Origin of the sequence: Priestia veravalensis (assembly GCF_001457055.1) — a bacterium.
GTDB lineage: Bacteria > Bacillota > Bacilli > Bacillales > Bacillaceae_H > Priestia > Priestia flexa.
Map to the genome: position 1 here is coordinate 19,551 of NZ_KQ758648.1, position 17,562 is coordinate 37,112.

The 17,562-nt window shown below is 39.0% G+C and carries 18 protein-coding genes and 1 tRNA gene; 18 read left to right on the forward strand and 1 reads right to left on the reverse strand.

The genetic code is table 11. The features are described from left to right. The first annotated feature begins 45 nt into the window (after positions 1-45). From trxB to AS180_RS10550, 6 genes are all read left to right on the forward strand, one after another. Complete coding sequence (trxB, locus tag AS180_RS10525; protein ID WP_025907441.1) at positions 46-996, forward strand: thioredoxin-disulfide reductase; 951 nt, start codon at positions 46-48, stop codon at positions 994-996. Between the two features lie 284 nt (positions 997-1,280). Continuing rightward, on the forward strand, positions 1,281-1,739 hold the full coding sequence (locus tag AS180_RS10530; protein ID WP_025907442.1) for an 8-oxo-dGTP diphosphatase: 459 nt from the start codon (positions 1,281-1,283) through the stop codon (positions 1,737-1,739). A gap of 53 nt (positions 1,740-1,792) precedes the next feature. Beyond that, on the forward strand, positions 1,793-2,686 hold the full coding sequence (gene rapZ / locus AS180_RS10535) for an RNase adapter RapZ (protein ID WP_025907443.1): 894 nt from the start codon (positions 1,793-1,795) through the stop codon (positions 2,684-2,686). Next, a complete protein-coding gene (locus AS180_RS10540; RefSeq protein WP_062686795.1) occupies positions 2,683-3,639 on the forward strand; it encodes a gluconeogenesis factor YvcK family protein in 957 nt (318 codons plus the stop codon). The genes rapZ and AS180_RS10540 overlap by 4 nt, the downstream gene beginning before the upstream one ends. 47 nt (positions 3,640-3,686) lie before the next feature. After that, on the forward strand, positions 3,687-4,631 hold the full coding sequence (gene whiA / locus AS180_RS10545; RefSeq protein ID WP_025907447.1) for a DNA-binding protein WhiA: 945 nt from the start codon (positions 3,687-3,689) through the stop codon (positions 4,629-4,631). A gap of 23 nt (positions 4,632-4,654) precedes the next feature. Beyond that, positions 4,655-4,912: an HPr family phosphocarrier protein gene (locus AS180_RS10550; RefSeq protein WP_062686796.1), complete on the forward strand. Its 258-nt coding sequence runs from the start codon at positions 4,655-4,657 to the stop codon at positions 4,910-4,912. A gap of 32 nt (positions 4,913-4,944) precedes the next feature. Here AS180_RS10550 and clpP read toward each other — a convergent pair whose 3' ends face one another. Then, positions 4,945-5,532 carry an ATP-dependent Clp endopeptidase proteolytic subunit ClpP gene (gene clpP, locus AS180_RS10555; protein WP_062686797.1) on the reverse strand — a complete coding sequence of 196 codons (588 nt, stop codon included), beginning with the start codon at positions 5,530-5,532 and terminating at the stop codon, positions 4,945-4,947. Positions 5,533-5,770: 238 nt separating this feature from the next. Here clpP and AS180_RS10560 point away from each other — a divergent pair. The 12 genes from AS180_RS10560 to AS180_RS10615 all read left to right on the forward strand — a co-directional run bounded on the left by AS180_RS10560 (position 5,771) and on the right by AS180_RS10615 (position 17,450). Beyond that, positions 5,771-5,842: transfer RNA gene (locus AS180_RS10560), tRNA-Arg, on the forward strand. A gap of 175 nt (positions 5,843-6,017) precedes the next feature. Continuing rightward, positions 6,018-6,821, forward strand: a complete 804-nt coding sequence (locus AS180_RS10565) for a prolipoprotein diacylglyceryl transferase (RefSeq protein ID WP_025907451.1) — start codon at positions 6,018-6,020, stop codon at positions 6,819-6,821. A gap of 117 nt (positions 6,822-6,938) precedes the next feature. Further along, a complete protein-coding gene (gene rpoN, locus AS180_RS10570; protein WP_062686798.1) occupies positions 6,939-8,246 on the forward strand; it encodes an RNA polymerase factor sigma-54 in 1,308 nt (435 codons plus the stop codon). A gap of 25 nt (positions 8,247-8,271) precedes the next feature. Continuing rightward, positions 8,272-8,520: a glutaredoxin family protein gene (locus AS180_RS10575; RefSeq protein ID WP_025907455.1), complete on the forward strand. Its 249-nt coding sequence runs from the start codon at positions 8,272-8,274 to the stop codon at positions 8,518-8,520. Between the two features lie 132 nt (positions 8,521-8,652). Beyond that, entirely contained in the window at positions 8,653-9,681 is a 1,029-nt protein-coding gene (locus AS180_RS10580; protein ID WP_062686799.1) for a sugar-binding transcriptional regulator, read from the forward strand. Between the two features lie 46 nt (positions 9,682-9,727). After that, entirely contained in the window at positions 9,728-10,735 is a 1,008-nt protein-coding gene (gene gap / locus AS180_RS10585; RefSeq protein WP_025907458.1) for a type I glyceraldehyde-3-phosphate dehydrogenase, read from the forward strand. A 306-nt stretch (positions 10,736-11,041) separates the two neighbouring features. Further along, a complete protein-coding gene (locus AS180_RS10590) occupies positions 11,042-12,226 on the forward strand; it encodes a phosphoglycerate kinase (protein WP_025907460.1) in 1,185 nt (394 codons plus the stop codon). 187 nt (positions 12,227-12,413) lie between these two features. Next, positions 12,414-13,169 (forward strand): triose-phosphate isomerase, encoded by a 756-nt coding sequence (tpiA, locus tag AS180_RS10595; RefSeq protein WP_025907462.1) that lies wholly within the window; start codon positions 12,414-12,416, stop codon positions 13,167-13,169. Beyond that, a complete protein-coding gene (gene gpmI, locus AS180_RS10600) occupies positions 13,169-14,701 on the forward strand; it encodes a 2,3-bisphosphoglycerate-independent phosphoglycerate mutase (RefSeq protein WP_062686800.1) in 1,533 nt (510 codons plus the stop codon). Before tpiA ends, gpmI begins: the two co-directional genes overlap by 1 nt. 25 nt (positions 14,702-14,726) lie before the next feature. Beyond that, positions 14,727-16,022, forward strand: coding sequence for a phosphopyruvate hydratase (eno, locus tag AS180_RS10605; protein WP_025907465.1), 1,296 nt, complete (start codon positions 14,727-14,729; stop codon positions 16,020-16,022). Between the two features lie 179 nt (positions 16,023-16,201). Continuing rightward, positions 16,202-16,435 carry a preprotein translocase subunit SecG gene (gene secG, locus AS180_RS10610; protein ID WP_025907467.1) on the forward strand — a complete coding sequence of 78 codons (234 nt, stop codon included), beginning with the start codon at positions 16,202-16,204 and terminating at the stop codon, positions 16,433-16,435. A 274-nt stretch (positions 16,436-16,709) separates the two neighbouring features. Beyond that, the gene (locus AS180_RS10615; RefSeq protein WP_025907469.1) at positions 16,710-17,450 is read left to right on the forward strand and encodes an alpha/beta hydrolase; all 741 of its coding nucleotides are present in this window, start codon (positions 16,710-16,712) and stop codon (positions 17,448-17,450) included. Positions 17,451-17,562 lie beyond the last annotated feature (112 nt).

Below are 17,562 nucleotides of genomic sequence, written 5' to 3' on the forward strand. Positions count from 1 at the left end.
TTAATTAAAAATATATGAATAGATTCCTAAAAGGAGTGTTACTCAATGACAGAAGAAAAAATTTATGATGTCATTATTATCGGAGCCGGCCCAGCAGGAATGACTGCTGCTGTATATACGTCTCGTGCGGATTTATCAACATTAATGATTGAGCGCGGAATCCCTGGTGGCCAAATGGCAAATACGGAAGACGTAGAAAATTACCCTGGCTATGACCATATTCTAGGTCCAGATCTTTCAAATAAAATGTTTGAACATGCGAAGAAATTCGGTGCTGAGTATGCATATGGGGACATTAAAGAAATTATTGAAGGCGAAGAGTATAAGACTGTTGTAGCTGGTAAAAAAGAATATAAAGCGCGTGCTATTATTATTGCAACAGGTGCAGAGTATAAAAAACTAGGTGTTCCTGGTGAAAAAGAATTAGGAGGACGCGGCGTTTCTTACTGTGCAGTATGTGACGGAGCTTTCTTTAAAGGAAAAGAGCTTGTTGTTGTTGGTGGAGGGGACTCTGCTGTTGAAGAGGGTGTGTACTTAACGCGCTTTGCAACAAAAGTAACGATTGTTCACCGTCGTGAGGAACTTCGTGCTCAAAAAATCTTACAACAGCGTGCATTTGATAATGAGAAAGTAGACTTTATCTGGAATCACACTGTAAAAGAAGTGAATGAAAAAGACGGTAAAGTAGGTAGCGTAACGCTTGTTAATACACAAACTGGTGAAGAACAGGAATTCGGAGCAGATGGCGTGTTCATTTATATCGGTATGGTTCCTTTAACAAAGCCGTTTGAAGGCTTAAACATCACCAATGCAGAAGGCTATATTGAAACGAATGAACAAATGGAAACACGTGTCCCAGGAATCTTTGCTGCTGGTGACGTTCGTGAAAAAGCACTTCGTCAAATCGTTACAGCAACGGGAGATGGAAGTATTGCTGCTCAAGCAGCTCAACATTATATTGAAGAACTGAAAGAAAAGTTAAAAGCCGTTAACTAATTTGTTACGTATATCTTTACAAAAAGTTATTCTGTTTTAAAGTTTTTGTAACGTACGTGAAATGTTTATGGGGTACTATATAAGTAGTAATTGACCCCCTTTTATAAAATAGTAACTTTGACGGGCGTAGGACTTGTTCCTAGGCCTTTTTTTTGGACTATTTTTTGTACCATCGACATATATTTTCAGAAAATTTAGTATTAAGTAAGTGTCTTCGTTGTGAGGGCTGTTTGTTTCGTAGTATAATGATAGACAGAAAAGTGAAGAGAAGAAGAGGTGAAAAGATGCAACGAGTTACGAATTGTGTATTAGTGAAAGACGGAAAAGTACTATTACTTCAAAAGCCAAGGCGAAATTGGTGGGTAGCTCCCGGTGGGAAAATGGAACAAGGAGAATCAGTAAAGGATTCCGTTGTTCGAGAATTTCGTGAAGAAACAGGCATCTACCTGAAGAATCCAACGGTAAAAGGTATTTTTACGTTTACAATGAAAGAAAATGATAAAATTGCGTCAGAGTGGATGATGTTTACTTTTTTTGCTACCGACTTTGATGGAACAAATGTGCTAGAATCAGAAGAAGGAAAGCTTGGTTGGCATAACTTAAATGATGTTAGTGAATTACCAATGGCACCAGGAGACCATCATATTATTGATTATGTGGCAAAAGGTTCTGGTGTAATCTACGGTAATTTTACATACACGACTGACTTTGAGTTATTGTCTTATCGAATCGATCCTTGCTAACTATTTGGTTAGATAAACAATGAAAAAATTCGGTTTTAATAGGGGGTAAACAAATGAGTACTGGATCTGTAAGCGATATTCAATTGGTTATTATTACTGGAATGTCAGGTGCAGGAAAAACGGTGGCAATTCAAAGTTTTGAAGATTTAGGTTTTTTTTGTGTGGACAATCTTCCCCCAACGCTATTGCCTAAGTTCCTTGAACTTATGAAAGAATCTGGAAATAAAATGAACAAAGTAGCGCTTGTTATGGATTTGCGAGGGCGAGAATTCTTTGATAGCTTATTTGAGGCCTTAGATAATATGAGTGAAACGACATGGGTTATGCCTCAAATTCTCTTTTTGGATGCAAAAGACTCTGTGCTCGTAACAAGATATAAAGAAACAAGGCGTTCACATCCTCTTGCTCCTTCTGGATTACCTTTAGAAGGTATTAGTATGGAACGTGAGCTATTAGAGGAATTAAAAGGACGTGCCCAGTTAATTTATGAAACATCTGACTTAAAACCAAGAGAGCTACGTGAGAAAATTCTTACGCAGTTTGCTTCACATGCTTCACCTGTTTTTACAGTGAACGTTATGTCATTTGGGTTTAAGTATGGGGTGCCAATCGATGCTGATCTTGTTTTTGATGTTCGCTTCTTGCCAAACCCGCACTACATTGATCATATGAGGCCGAAAACAGGTCTTGAAGAAGAAGTTTCTTCCTACGTGTTGAAATGGACCGAAACGCAGAAGTTTGTTGAAAAGGTGCTTGATCTTTTAACATTTATGCTGCCGCAGTATAAGCGTGAAGGGAAAAGTCAGCTTGTCATTGCGATTGGTTGTACGGGTGGTCAACATCGCTCAGTCACTTTGGCTGAACATATCGGCCATCATTTTGAAAAAGACTATAAAACACATATTTCTCATCGAGACATCGAGAAGAGGAAGGAAAAATATAGATGAATAGTGAACAGCTTGCAAAAGTCGTTGTCATTGGAGGAGGAACAGGATTACCTGTATTATTAAGAGGGTTGAAAGAATATCCTCTTGATATTACAGCAATTGTAACGGTTGCTGACGACGGCGGAAGTTCTGGGAGGCTTCGAGATGAGCTAGAGATTCCGGCTCCTGGTGATATTCGAAATGTGTTAGCCGCATTATCTGATGTTGAACCGTTGGTAGAAGAGCTGTTTCAACATCGCTTTGAAACTGGAAATGAATTGATTGGTCACTCACTGGGGAATTTGCTTTTAGCCGCAATGACATCTATTACAGGTGATTTTGTGCATGCGATTCGTGAGATGAGCAAAGTGTTAAATGTTCGTGGTAAAGTATTACCTTCTGCTAATCGTAGCGTAGTGCTACATGCAGAAATGGAAGACGGAGTAATTGTCACAGGAGAGTCTAAGATTCCGGAGTATGGAAAAAGAATTAAGCGCGTATTTTTATCTCCAAAAGATATTAAGCCTTCTGTTGAAGCGTTAAAAGCAATTCGCAAAGCTGACTTAATTATATTAGGTCCAGGTAGCTTATATACAAGCATCCTGCCTAATTTACTTGTTCCGGATATTCGAGATGAGCTATGTACGACAAAAGCGAGAAAAGTATATGTATGTAATGTGATGACCCAGCAAGGGGAAACACTAGGTTTTAAAGCAAGTGATCACGTAAAGGCTCTGTATGATCATATGCCTTGTGCGTTTTTAGACGCAATTATTGTAAATAATGCGCCAATTCCTGCACCGTTAAAGAAGCGCTATGAGGTTGAACAAGCACAGCCTGTGGAATACGACCGAGAAGTGCTGACTGAATTAGGACTAGAAGTGTTGGAAGAACAGATTATTCAATATGACGGTAGTGTTATTCGTCACGATACGAAAAAAGTGGCACGCCTTATCTTTAATATGTTGGCGTAAACGTCAATTTCCGCAACTTACTACGACAACAGAATGGAGGTGGGAAAGTGTCGTTTGCTTCAGAAACAAAAAAAGAACTTACTAATTTAGAAGTGAAAGATTGCTGCGCAAAAGCAGAACTTTCAGCTTTAATTCGAATGAACGGGTCGTTGGCATTTTCTAATCGTAACTTAACAGTGGACGTACAAACAGAAAATGCAGCCATCGCCAGAAGAATTTATGTACTTCTAAAGAAATCGTATAACGTAACGGTGGAGCTGTTGGTGCGTAAAAAAATGAGGTTGAAAAAGAACAATGTTTACATTGTTCGTCTGGTGGAAAAAGCTCGTTTTTTACTGGAGGATTTAAAAATTTTAAATGAAGGCTTCACATTTACTCATAACATTTCAGAAGAGCTTGTCAAAAAGAAGTGTTGTAAGCGTTCATATTTGAGGGGAGCTTTCTTAGCTGGAGGATCAATTAATAATCCAGAAACATCCTCTTATCATCTAGAGATTTTTTCTCTCTATAGAGAGCACAATGATGCCCTTTGTGAGTTAATGAATACATTTGGCTTAAACAGTAAAACGCTTGAGCGTAAAAAAGGGTATATCAATTACTTAAAAGAAGCAGAGAAAATCACGGAATTCTTAAGTATTGTTGGAGCACATAGCGCTTTATTACGTTTTGAAGACGTTCGTATTGTACGAGATATGCGAAACTCTGTTAATCGACTCGTCAATTGTGAAACAGCGAACTTAAACAAGACCATCGGTGCAGCGATTCGGCAGGTGGAAAATATTCGTTATATTCAAGAGACAGTTGGGCTCGAAGTATTGCCTGAGAAGCTTCGTGAAATTGCTCGTTTACGAGTAGAATACCAAGACGTAACGCTAAAAGAACTAGGGGAAATGGTATCCGGCGGACAAATTAGCAAGTCTGGAATTAATCATCGTCTACGCAAGATAGATGAAATTGCCGATAAATTGCGTGCTGGACAACCAGTTACGTAAAGCAAGGGACATGGGAGGAGAACATAATGGAAAAACAAGTAGAAATTAAATTGGGAACAGGCCTTCAAGCACGAGTAGCAGCCATGTTTGTTCAAGAAGCTAACCGTTTTACATCGGATGTGTTTTTAAAGAAAGATGAAAAAGTAGTAAACGCTAAGAGCATTATGGGGTTAATGAGCTTAGCGTTAAATCGTGGTACCGTTATCACGCTGATTGCTGAAGGTAGTGACGAAGAAGAAGCTATCCAAGCGCTTTCTTCTTATGTAGAAAATGATGCATAAAAAAACCGTTCCCAATTGGGAACGGCTTCTTATTACTTCGGATCGTTTGTGAAAATTTTATCAATTAATCCGTATTCAAGAGCACGCTCAGCAGTCATGAAGTTATCACGATCTGTATCGCGTTGAAGAACTTCTAGTGGTTGACCAGTGCGCTCAGCTAAAATGTGATTTAATTTCTCACGTAAGAAAAGAATGCGTTTAGCAGCAATCTCAATCTCTGTTGCTTGACCTTGCGCTCCACCTAAAGGTTGGTGAATCATTACTTCACTATTTGGTAACGCAAAACGTTTGCCTTTTTCACCTGCAGCAAGTAAGAAAGCACCCATTGAAGCAGCCATTCCGATACAAATTGTTGATACTTTTGGCTTGATAAACTGCATTGTATCGTAAATTGCCATACCTGCTGTAATTGATCCACCAGGACTGTTAATATAAAGTGAAATATCTTTTTCTGGGTCTTCTGCTGCTAAAAATAGAAGTTGTGATACAATTGAGTTTGCAACGTTATCATCAATTGCACTTCCAAGCATAATGATACGGTCTTTTAACAGCCGTGAATAAATGTCGTATGCACGCTCACCGCGGTTTGTTTGTTCAATAACTGTAGGAATTAGATTCATATAAAATTCCTCCTTAACAAGAATAATTTGTTATGTACCTTATAATACATGTAAGGTCAATAAAGGTCAAACAAAAGAACTGCTCTTTACACATATTCGCTTTTTCTGGTATGTATTCCTTTTCTGTACTTTATAAATTTTTCCCGATTGCTCCAAAAATAAACCTTGTATACTTGAAAAGATTGGTTTTCTTTCCTATAATGAAAGCAGTCATCATAGGAATAATGATTTATTTTATGCCCTCGTAGTGTAGTGGATAGCACAAGAGATTCCGGTTCTCTTAGGGTGGGTTCGAATCCTGTCGAGGGCGTCTAAAAACGTTGCAAACTTGCAGCGCTTTTTTTATTTGTTCTGTAAAAACTGTATATTTTATGTGTGGATAGGCCTAATAATTCGTAAGTTAATTCGTTTGTCATGGTTGCCAATTTTGGCAGAATGCTATAAAACAAGTATATAAGGAAAAGTAAAACTAAGGAGGAAAAATTGTGAAATCCCTTAATAAGTTTTTTATTGTAAGTGCATCTCTTGCGTTATTGCTTTCCGCATGTGGATCGAATGAAGAAGCAGCAACACAAGAAAAGTCTCAGCAAGTGCAACAAGCAAATGAAAAAACAGTTTCAGAGGAGCAGTCTGACAGTAAAGAGTCTCAGACGAACAAAGAGTCAGAGGAGACTGAAAGCAATGACGTAGAGTCAAAAGGCGAAGCAACACTAGATAAAGAAGAGCCGGCAGTCGAAGAAAAGACAAGTAAAGAGGCAACGGAAAGGCCTTTAACCGAGTCACCTGAAGATAGAGAACAAGCAGAAGTAACGAAGCCAACAGAAGAACAAAATGATGCTGCATCAAACGAAAAGTCAGCTGAAGAGCAGCCAGAAGAAAATTCTGAAGTTCAGGACAAAGAATTAGTCCAAAGCGATAATCAAGAGTATGCAATTAAAGTACTTGAAGGCTACGAACTAGCTGGGGAAGAGCCTGGTCGTGATACGGTAATGTATAAAGAGGATGGCTCTCAATTTATGCGTATTGAGCTTCTATCAGATGTTTCGGAAAAACAAGCAGTAGAAGTAGTAAAGCAAACAGCAATGGCAGTGGACCCGAACGCTGTACAAAAAGCAAGCGTTCCTGCAGAAGGAAAGATTGCCAATGCAGAGTGGTATGAAGCAGAGTCTAATGATATGAGTGTACAAGTTATTGTAACGAAAGGAACAAAACCTGTTAAGATTACGATTTTTGCTAAATCAGCTGAACAAACAGATAAATTTATTGAAATGGCGAACACGATTCAATAAACCGTTGGAAAGGGCTACGAAACATTCGTAGCCTTTTCTATTTCAATATATTTCTCCTTCTAGTTCGTTGCTAAGTAATAAGGTTCAAAGTAGAATAAACAGTGGGAGGGAGAAACAATGGAGGTAGGTTTATTTCAACAGCAGTCTTTAAAGCTTTCCATGTCGAAAGAGTTATCGCAGGCAATTTCTCTTTTACAATATTCATCGTTGGATATTGCATCATTTATACAAGAGCAAGCGATGCAAAATCCGCTTATCGATTTTGGTGATGCCCCGTTAGTTACAAGTAGGCCTTCAGTTTATAAGCAGAACGCTAATGATGATAAAGACTTACTAAACTCAATTGCTTCTAAGCAAGAAACATTGACAGAGCACTTGCTAGGTCAAATTGTGTTTTTGGAATTAACCACTAAGGAACACGACATCATTTGCTATATGATTGAGAACTTGGATGAGCATGGATATCTGAAGGAGGACTTAATGCTTGTAGCACAAGCATGCAGTTGTAATTTAGAAGAAGTGGAAAGGGTGTTAAATTCTCTTCAACAGTTAGATCCTATAGGGGTAGGGGCAAGAAATCTTCAGGAATGTTTACTGATCCAGCTAGAGCAAAGCGGGCAGCTTTCTGATGAGTTAGAAATAATTTTGACAGAATATTTTCAAGAGTTTGCGTATAAAAAGTGGAGTAAAATTTCAAAAGAGTGCAGTATATCACTGGAGCAAGTTCAAAAATACCATGATCAAATTAAGCGTTTGAACCCTCGGCCAGGATTACTATATGCCACTCAAGCAGAGCGCTTTATTATTCCGGACTATATTATAAAGAAAGAGGGCGATGAGCTAGTAGCTTACGCCAATGAAGAGTTAGATTTTCGGTTATCAGTTAACGATGCATATAGACAAAGCTTAATGCTCCAAGATAACCACGCGGTTAAGCCGTATTTGCAGGAAAAGTACCGAGAGTTTCAATGGATTTTAAAAGGGCTTCAGACTCGAAAACAGACGCTAAACGCAATTGTTCATGGACTACTAGAAAAACAGCAAAGATTCTTTCAACATGGGCCATCTTTTTTACAGCCGTTAACGATGAAAGAACTAGCAGACTATATTAACGTCCACGAGTCAACAGTGAGCCGAGCGACAACTCATAAGTATATTCAAACACCTTTTGGAACATTTTCTATGAAGTCGTTTTTTACAGCAAGTTTAAAGCTGGGTACCACTGAAGAAACGTCCGTTATGACGGTAAAAGAGCTTATTAAACAGTTAGTGGAAAAAGAAGATAAAAAGAAGCCGCTATCTGATCAGCAGCTCACCAACCAGTTATTAACAGAGCATGATGTGAAAATATCAAGAAGAACGGTAGCTAAATACCGGGAACAGCTAAACATTGCTTCATCTAACCAAAGAAAAGTTTACGTATAACTCTATTAAAAAGAAGGTGATGTCGATGCAGGTTGTTTTGTATACAAGAAAAACATGCCCTTTATGTGAAGAGGTTAAAGATATGTTAACTGCCTTACAGCATGACCTTAACTTTAGTGTGATTGAAAAGGATATTTACTCAGATGAACGTTTATTAGAACAATTTCATCTTATGATTCCGGTTATAGAAATCGATGGTGAGGTTGTTATGTATGGGAAAATTCAAAGAGAAAATATAAGAAAGCGTTTACTTTATAAAAACGCCATCAGATGAGTTGAATAAAGGATTCACTCCTGTTAGAATGAAACATGTAACAGGGTGAATTTTTTTTGCGTGGGTGGGACAAAATATGTCTATATGGGACTTATGTTGTCCAAGGAGCTTGCAACTTAAGGAGATTTAAACATGCGTTCATTAATAGAAGTACAACGAAAATTATTGCCTGAACTTCTATCTGTTATGCAAAAGCGATATCAAATCTTGCAGTACATACGCTTAATGCAACCGATCGGCAGACGCAACTTAGCTGTTAGCTTAGGGTTAACAGAGCGTGTGTTACGCAGTGAGGTTACATTTCTGAAAGAGCAAGATTTAATTGATGTGCAGACAACTGGAATGACACTTACGACAGAAGGTGAGCTACTGCTACACGATTTAGAAGTCGTAATGAAAGAAGTTTCCGGACTTCGATTATTGGAAACAACATTAAAAGAAGCCTTTTCTTTAGCAGAAGTCGTTGTTGTTTCTGGAGATAGCGATTCTTCACTTTTTGTTAAAAACGAAATGGGTAGAGCTGCTGTGTCGTGCATCAAAGAGCGCCTTGTTGATTCCAAAAAGATTGTTGCTGTTACAGGTGGTACAACGCTTGCCGCTGTTGCTAATATGATGACACCGGAAATTAAGCACCCTGATGTTCTATTTGTGCCAGCTCGTGGTGGACTTGGTGAAAATGTTCAAAACCAAGCGAACACTATTTGCGCAAAAATGGCTGAAAAATCGATGGGTCAGTATCGTCTTCTTCATGTCCCAGACCAGCTAAGTGACGAAGCCTATAAGTCAATTGTAGGGGAACCTTCCATTCGGGAGATGATTCAATTAATTAAGTCAGCAAGTATGGTTGTTCATGGAATAGGAGACGCTATGACAATGGCGGAGCGTCGAAGGACATCTTCTGAAGACTTAGAAAAAATCAAAAAAGGACATGCTGTTGGTGAAGCTTTTGGATATTACTTCAATCAAAAGGGAGAAGTTGTTCATAAAGTGAAAACAGTTGGCATACAACTCGATGATTTAAAGAACAATAAATGTGTCATCGCGGTAGCAGGTGGTTCTTCGAAGGCAAAGGCAATTCGAGCATTTATGCAACAAGCACATCATTCGATCCTTATTACAGATGAAGGTGCTGCAAAAGAGTTAGTAAGGGATTTTAATTAATCCCTGATTATAAAAAATACTTTTTACATTCAAGGAGGAAATACCCATGGTAGTAAAAATTGGTATTAACGGATTTGGTCGTATCGGCCGTAACGTATTCCGCGCAGCTTTAAAAAACGATAACGTTGAGGTAGTAGCAATTAACGACTTAACTGACGCTAACATGCTTGCTCATCTTTTAAAATATGATTCTGTACACGGTAAATTAGATGCAGAAGTAGTAGTAGATGGCAACAACTTAGTAGTAAACGGTAAAACAATCGAAATCTCTGCTGAGCGTGACCCAGCTCAATTATCTTGGGGCAAACAAGGCGTAGATATCGTTGTTGAATCTACTGGATTCTTCACAAAACGCGCTGACGCTGCAAAACACTTAGAAGCAGGAGCTAAAAAAGTAATCATCTCTGCTCCAGCAAGCGATGAAGACATCACAATCGTAATGGGTGTTAATGAAGACAAATACGATGCAGCTAACCACAACGTAATTTCAAATGCTTCTTGTACAACTAACTGCTTAGCGCCATTCGCTAAAGTGTTAAACGACAAGTTCGGCCTTAAACGTGGAATGATGACAACGGTTCACTCTTACACAAATGACCAACAAATCTTAGACTTACCACATAAAGATTACCGTCGTGCTCGTGCAGCTGCTGAGAACATCATCCCAACTTCAACTGGTGCTGCTAAAGCTGTATCTCTAGTATTACCTGAATTAAAAGGTAAATTAAACGGTGGAGCTATGCGTGTTCCAACTCCAAACGTTTCTCTAGTAGACTTAGTTGCTGAGCTTGATAAAGAAGTAACTGTTGAAGATGTAAACAACGCTCTTAAAGAAGCTGCTGAAGGCGATCTTAAAGGGATCCTTGGCTATAGCGAAGAGCCATTAGTATCTGGTGACTACAACGGTAACATCAACTCTTCTACAATCGACGCATTATCTACAATGGTAATGGAAGGTAACATGGTAAAAGTTATCTCTTGGTACGATAACGAGAGCGGATACTCTAACCGTGTAGTAGACTTAGCTCAATACATCGCTGCTAAAGGACTATAAGAACAGCGAAATCGACTCTTTAGTCATAGCTAGATAGATATCCCATAGGACACTGCTTTGTTTTTATTGGATATCTCAAATGAGAAATACTATAATAAGACTTGCTAAGGAAGAGAGGGGCCCCCCCCCTCTTCCTTGATTTATGTATCGGCTTCTACAGCATAAACGTCATCTTGTTGCTAGTCGTGGCATTTTTCATATTGTAAGGCGCCAATATATGAAAGGTTACTACAGCTAGCTATATTGTGATTTACATAGAAGCCTAATCGCTTAGTACCCCATAATACTTAAGGAGGCCTTTTGACGATGAATAAAAAAACGTTGAGAGACATCGATGTAAAAGGAAAGCGAGTATTTTGTCGCGTAGACTTTAACGTACCAATGAAAGACGGAAAAGTAACAGATGAAACTCGTATTCGTGCAGCTCTTCCTACTATTCAACACCTAGTAGAACAAGGTGCAAAAGTAATTTTAGCTAGCCATCTTGGACGTCCAAAAGGCGAAGTAGTTGAAGAATTACGTTTAACTGCTGTTGCAGAGCGTTTACAAGCTCTTTTAGGTAAAGACGTAGCAAAAGCTGACGAAGCTTTTGGTGAAAACGTACAAAAAACAATCGACAGCATGAACGAAGGCGATGTTTTAGTACTTGAAAACGTACGTTTCTACCCAGGTGAAGAGAAAAATGATGCTGAATTAGCAAAAGCATTTGCTGAGTTAGCAGACGTTTACGTAAATGATGCATTTGGTGCAGCTCACCGTGCACATGCTTCAACTGAAGGAATTGCTCACCATATTCCAGCAGTAGCAGGTTTCTTAATGGAAAAAGAACTTGATGTGCTTTCTAAAGCATTATCAAACCCAGACCGTCCATTCACTGCAATTGTTGGTGGAGCAAAAGTTAAAGACAAAATCGATGTAATTGATAACCTGCTTGATAAAGTAGATAACTTAATCATCGGTGGAGGACTTTCTTACACATTTATTAAGGCACTAGGCCATGAAGTAGGTAAATCTCTTCTTGAAGAAGATAAGATTGATCTTGCAAAATCATTCATGGAAAAAGCGAAGAAAAACGGTGTTAACTTCTACATGCCAGTAGACGTGGTAGTAGCAGATGACTTCTCAAATGATGCAAACACTCAGACTGTATCAATTGAGAACATTCCAAGCGATTGGGAAGGCTTAGATGCGGGCCCAAAAACGCGTGAAATCTATGCTGACGTAATTAAAAACTCTAAGCTAGTGATCTGGAATGGACCAATGGGTGTATTTGAATTAGATACATTCGCTAACGGTACAAAAGCAGTAGCGGAAGCTTTAGCTGAAGCAACTGACACATACTCAGTAATCGGTGGAGGAGACTCTGCTGCAGCTGTTGAGAAATTCGGTTTAGCTGATAAAATGAGCCATATTTCTACAGGTGGCGGTGCGTCACTAGAGTTTATGGAAGGTAAAGAACTTCCAGGCGTAGTTGCTCTAAACGATAAGTAAGTTGAACGTAACAGTTCGATGGAGGACCGACCTGAAAACTGATGCTAAGAACGAACATCACAGAGAGTAACGAGTGGGACATGAAAGAGATAAAAAGAGTGTGGACCGACCTCTTTTGAACAGCACCCTCTTTTTAATCCAACGTGAGTGAAGGGAAACCAACAATAAACAAAGGACGGTGTTACACATGCGTAAACCAATCATTGCAGGAAACTGGAAAATGAACAAAGTACTTTCAGAAGCAACAAGCTTTGTTGAAGAAGTAAAGGGAGCAGTACCATCTCCTGAGAACGTAGAATCAGTAGTATGTGCTCCAGCATTATTCTTAGACCGCTTAGTACAAGCAACTAAAGGTACAGACTTAAAAGTTGGTGCACAAAACATGCACTTTGAAGAAAGCGGAGCATTCACTGGAGAAGTAAGCCCAGTTGCACTAGCTGATTTAGGCGTGAACTATGTAATCTTAGGTCACTCTGAGCGTCGCGAAATGTTCGCTGAAACTGACGAAACAGTAAATCAAAAAACAATCGCTTCATTCAAACATGGTTTAACACCCATCGTTTGTTGCGGTGAAACAAATGAAGAGTATGAGCAAGATCAAACAAAAACAGTTGTAGCTAACCAAGTACAAAAAGCGTTAGCAGGTTTAACTGACGAGCAAGCAAAACAAGTTGTTATTGCTTATGAGCCAATCTGGGCAATCGGTACAGGCAAATCTTCAACTGCAGAAGGTGCAAACGAAGTTTGTGCTTATATCCGTAGCGTAGTAGCAGAGCAATTCTCTCAAGACGTAGCAGATGCAGTTCGTATTCAATACGGCGGAAGCGTAAAGCCTGCTAACATCAAAGAATACATGTCTCAATCAGACATCGACGGTGCTTTAGTAGGTGGAGCAAGCTTAGAAGCTTCTTCATTCTTACAGCTTTTGGAGGCTGGTAAGTAATGAGTAAGAAACCAACAGCATTAATCATCTTAGATGGTTTTGCATTACGTGATGAAGAAAAAGGTAATGCAGTTAAACATGCAAAAAAACCAAACTTCGATCGTTACTGGAACGAGTTTCCACATGCGACGCTTCAAGCATCAGGTGAAGCTGTAGGTCTACCAGAAGGCCAAATGGGTAACTCTGAAGTAGGACACTTAAATATCGGTGCAGGTCGTATTGTTTATCAAAGCTTAACACGCGTGAACGTAGCAATTCGCGAAGGTGAGTTTGAGAAAAACGAAACGCTTGTAGCTGCGGTGAAGCACGCAAAAGAAAAAGGTACAAGCCTTCATCTTTTCGGACTTTTATCGGACGGTGGTGTTCACAGTCACATCGAGCACTTATATGCTCTTCTTCGCTTAGCGAAAAAAGAAGGCTTAGAGCGTGTGTACATCCACGGTTTCTTAGATGGTCGTGACGTAGCACCTCAATCTGCCGAGCAGTATTTAAAAGAATTAAATGAAAAAATTAAAGAGTACGGCGTTGGGGAAATTGCAACACTTTCAGGACGTTACTACTCAATGGACCGTGACAAACGCTGGGAGCGCGTTGAAAAAGCTTATCGCGCAATGGTTTACGGTGAAGGTCCATCTTATACAAGCCCAGAAGAGTGCGTAAAAGACTCTTATGAAAACGGCGTATACGACGAATTCGTCTTACCTTCTGTTATTACAAAAGAAGACGGTTCACCAGTTGCGACAATCAAAGACGAAGATGCAGTTATTTTCTATAACTTCCGTCCTGATCGTGCGATTCAAATTTCAAATACGTTTGCAAACGAAGACTTCCGTTCATTTGATCGCGGTGAAAAACATCCGAAAAACTTACATTTCGTATGCTTAACTCACTTTAGTGAAACAGTTAACGGATATGTAGCTTTCAAGCCTGTTAACTTGGATAATACGCTTGGTGAAGTATTATCTCAAAACAACTTGAAGCAACTTCGTATTGCAGAAACAGAAAAATACCCACACGTAACGTTCTTTATGAGCGGTGGACGTGAAGCAGAGTTTCCTGGTGAAAAGCGAATCTTAATCGATTCACCAAAAGTAGCAACATACGATTTAAAACCTGAGATGAGTGCTTATGAGGTGACGGACGCGTTGCTTGCAGAAATCGAAGGAGACAAGCAAGATGCTATTATTTTAAACTTTGCAAACCCAGATATGGTTGGACACTCTGGTATGTTAGAGCCAACAGTTAAAGCAATTGAGACAGTCGATGAATGCCTAGGTAAAATTGTGGATGCGATTTTAGCTAAAGGTGGTACAGCAATCATCACAGCAGACCATGGTAACTCTGATGAAGTTGTAACGCTTGAAGGTAACCCAATGACGGCTCATACAACAAATCCAGTTCCAGTTATCGTAACAAAGCAAGGCGTAGAGCTTCGTGAAGATGGTATTCTAGGTGACTTAGCTCCTACAATGCTTAACCTTTTAGATGTAGCTCAGCCAAAAGAAATGACAGGTAAAACATTAATTAAATAATTGATTTTTAAAGGAGAGTTTTAAAATGCCAACAATTCTTGACATTTATGCACGCGAAGTATTAGATTCTCGCGGTAACCCAACAGTTGAAGTTGAAGTATACACTGAGTCAGGCGCTTTCGGACGCGCAATCGTACCAAGTGGTGCTTCTACTGGTGAACACGAAGCAGTAGAACTACGTGATGGTGACAAATCTCGTTACCTAGGTAAAGGTGTATTAAAAGCAGTTGAAAACGTAAACGAAATCATCGCTCCTGAATTAGTAGGTATGGACGCAACTGACCAAATCGGTATCGACCGCCTTATGATCGAGCTAGATGGTACTGAAAATAAAGGTAAACTAGGTGCTAACGCTATCCTTGGTGTATCTATGGCAGTAGCTCATGCAGCAGCTGACTTCGTAGGTCTTCCATTATACCGTTACCTTGGTGGATTCAACGCTAAGCAATTACCAACTCCAATGATGAACATCATCAACGGCGGTTCTCATGCTGATAACAACGTTGACTTCCAAGAATTCATGATCTTACCTGTAGGAGCTCCTACATTTAAAGAAGCAATCCGTATGGGTGCTGAAGTATTCCACGCGTTAAAAGCTGTATTATCTGCAAAAGGCTTAAACACAGCTGTAGGTGACGAAGGTGGATTCGCTCCAAACCTTGGTTCTAACCGTGAAGCATTAGAAGTAATCGTTGAAGCAATCGAAAAAGCTGGCTACAAAGCTGGTCAAGACATCCAATTAGGTATGGACGTTGCTTCTTCTGAATTCTTCAACAAAGAAACTGGTAAATACGATTTAGCTGGAGAAGGTCGTAACGGTTTAACTTCTGCTGAAATGGTAGACTTCTACGAAGAACTAGTTAACGAATTCCCAATCGTTTCAATCGAAGACGGTTTAGACGAAAATGACTGGGATGGTCACAAACTTTTAACTGATCGTATCGGTGGTAAAGTACAACTTGTTGGTGATGATTTATTTGTAACAAACACGAAAAAACTTGCTCAAGGTATCGAACAAGGTGTAGGTAACTCTATCCTTATCAAAGTTAACCAAATCGGTACATTAACTGAAACATTTGAAGCAATTGAAATGGCTAAACGCGCTGGTTACACAGCTGTAGTTTCTCACCGTTCTGGTGAAACTGAAGATGCAACAATCGCTGATATCGCTGTTGCAACAAACGCTGGTCAAATCAAAACTGGTTCTATGTCTCGTACAGACCGTATTGCAAAATACAATCAATTACTACGCATCGAAGACGAGCTAGGTGTTCTAGCTGTATACGATGGCGCTAAATCTTTCTATAACTTAAAGAAATAAGTTATATGAGTGATAAAAAAGATGGATGAAAGCTTTTCATCCATCTTTTTTTATTGTCTTGACTTGTACCAATAGCCATTTTATGATAAATTTACTTTAAAGTAGTCTGATTTTTAGCATATAAAAATAGTTTGTATAGATAGCAACAGTTTATTTTCCTTATCTACAGGAGGTAGCATATGCACACATTTCTAATCACGCTGCTAGTTATTGTTTCGATTGCGCTAATCGTGGTTGTTGTTCTTCAAACAAGCAAATCCACTGGCTTATCTGGAGCAATTTCAGGTGGTGCTGAAACATTATTCGGTAAGCAAAAAGCGCGTGGACTTGATTTAGTACTGCACCGTTTAACGGTTGTATTATCCGTGCTGTTTTTCTTATTAACGATTGCGGTATCATATTTTCAACTGTAAGTTCGTTTGTAAATACCACCTGATGTATACGAATTTGGTATGTGCCAAGTTGTATACATCAGGTGGTATTTTTCATAAGTGTTCAATTCTTTAACTTTAAATTCATGTAATGATATAATGAATATTTAATGAAAAAGATTCCATTTTGCTTGGGCAAATGGAATTACATAAACAAACACAATGATTAGGTCATGCTTTGTGAGACATATCACATAAAAAAATGACTGATTTCTTCATAGTTGTAGACATTATAGAAAAAAAGGAGTTAATTGAAATGAAAATTGCACAACCAAAACCGTTCACTTTTGAAGGTGGAGATAAAGCCGTATTGTTATTACACGGATTCACAGGTAATTCAGCAGATGTTCGTATGCTCGGACGCTTCTTAGAAAAGAAAGGGTACACGTGTCATGCACCTCATTATAAAGGACATGGCGTAGCACCTGAAGAATTAGTACATACAGGGCCTGAAGATTGGTGGAAAGACGTAATGGATGGCTATCAGCTTTTAAAAGATCGTGGTCATGAAAGCATTGCAGCAGTTGGGCTATCACTTGGTGGCGTATTTTCGCTTAAATTAGGTTACACTGTACCTATAAAGGGTATTGTCCCAATGTGCGCACCTATGTATATCAAAAGTGAAGAAGTGATGTATGAAGGTGTTTTAGAGTACGCTCGCGAATATAAAAAGCGTGAAGGAAAATCTGAAGATCAAATCCAGCAAGAGATGGAAGAATTTAAGAAGACACCGATGAATACGTTGAACGCATTACAAGGACTAATTTCGGAAGTTAGAGACTCTGTTGATATGATTTATGCACCAACATTTGTTGTACAAGCACGTAACGATCATATGATTAATACAGATAGTGCAAATATTATCTACAATAATGTTGAGTCACCTGTAAAAGATATTAAATGGTATGAAGAATCGGGTCATGCTATTACGTTAGATAAGGAAAGAGACCAGCTGCATGAAGATGTTTATCAATTCTTAGAATCATTAGATTGGTAAAAGGCTAATCAAAAAATGAGAGCCTAAAGTTGACCAAAAAAGTAAATGAGGACGGATGAATGCTATTTTTGATAAATAGTGTTATTGATAAGCACAACGAAAAGGAGGGAAA

Bases quoted from the DNA above. Each gene is read 5' to 3' on its own strand.
- AS180_RS10580 (WP_062686799.1), top strand. From the start codon at position 8,653: ATGCGTTCATTAATAGAAGTACAACGAAAATTATTGCCTGAACTTCTA.
- rpoN (WP_062686798.1), top strand. From the start codon at position 6,939: ATGGAGGTAGGTTTATTTCAACAGCAGTCTTTAAAGCTTTCCATGTCG.
- AS180_RS10615 (WP_025907469.1), top strand. From the start codon at position 16,710: ATGAAAATTGCACAACCAAAACCGTTCACTTTTGAAGGTGGAGATAAA.
- AS180_RS10530 (WP_025907442.1), top strand. From the start codon at position 1,281: ATGCAACGAGTTACGAATTGTGTATTAGTGAAAGACGGAAAAGTACTA.
- trxB (WP_025907441.1), top strand. From the start codon at position 46: ATGACAGAAGAAAAAATTTATGATGTCATTATTATCGGAGCCGGCCCA.
- gap (WP_025907458.1), top strand. From the start codon at position 9,728: ATGGTAGTAAAAATTGGTATTAACGGATTTGGTCGTATCGGCCGTAAC.
- eno (WP_025907465.1), top strand. From the start codon at position 14,727: ATGCCAACAATTCTTGACATTTATGCACGCGAAGTATTAGATTCTCGC.
- AS180_RS10540 (WP_062686795.1), top strand. From the start codon at position 2,683: ATGAATAGTGAACAGCTTGCAAAAGTCGTTGTCATTGGAGGAGGAACA.
- clpP (WP_062686797.1), bottom strand. From the start codon at position 5,532: ATGAATCTAATTCCTACAGTTATTGAACAAACAAACCGCGGTGAGCGT.
- AS180_RS10590 (WP_025907460.1), top strand. From the start codon at position 11,042: ATGAATAAAAAAACGTTGAGAGACATCGATGTAAAAGGAAAGCGAGTA.
- secG (WP_025907467.1), top strand. From the start codon at position 16,202: ATGCACACATTTCTAATCACGCTGCTAGTTATTGTTTCGATTGCGCTA.
- rapZ (WP_025907443.1), top strand. From the start codon at position 1,793: ATGAGTACTGGATCTGTAAGCGATATTCAATTGGTTATTATTACTGGA.
- gpmI (WP_062686800.1), top strand. From the start codon at position 13,169: ATGAGTAAGAAACCAACAGCATTAATCATCTTAGATGGTTTTGCATTA.
- tpiA (WP_025907462.1), top strand. From the start codon at position 12,414: ATGCGTAAACCAATCATTGCAGGAAACTGGAAAATGAACAAAGTACTT.
- AS180_RS10575 (WP_025907455.1), top strand. From the start codon at position 8,272: ATGCAGGTTGTTTTGTATACAAGAAAAACATGCCCTTTATGTGAAGAG.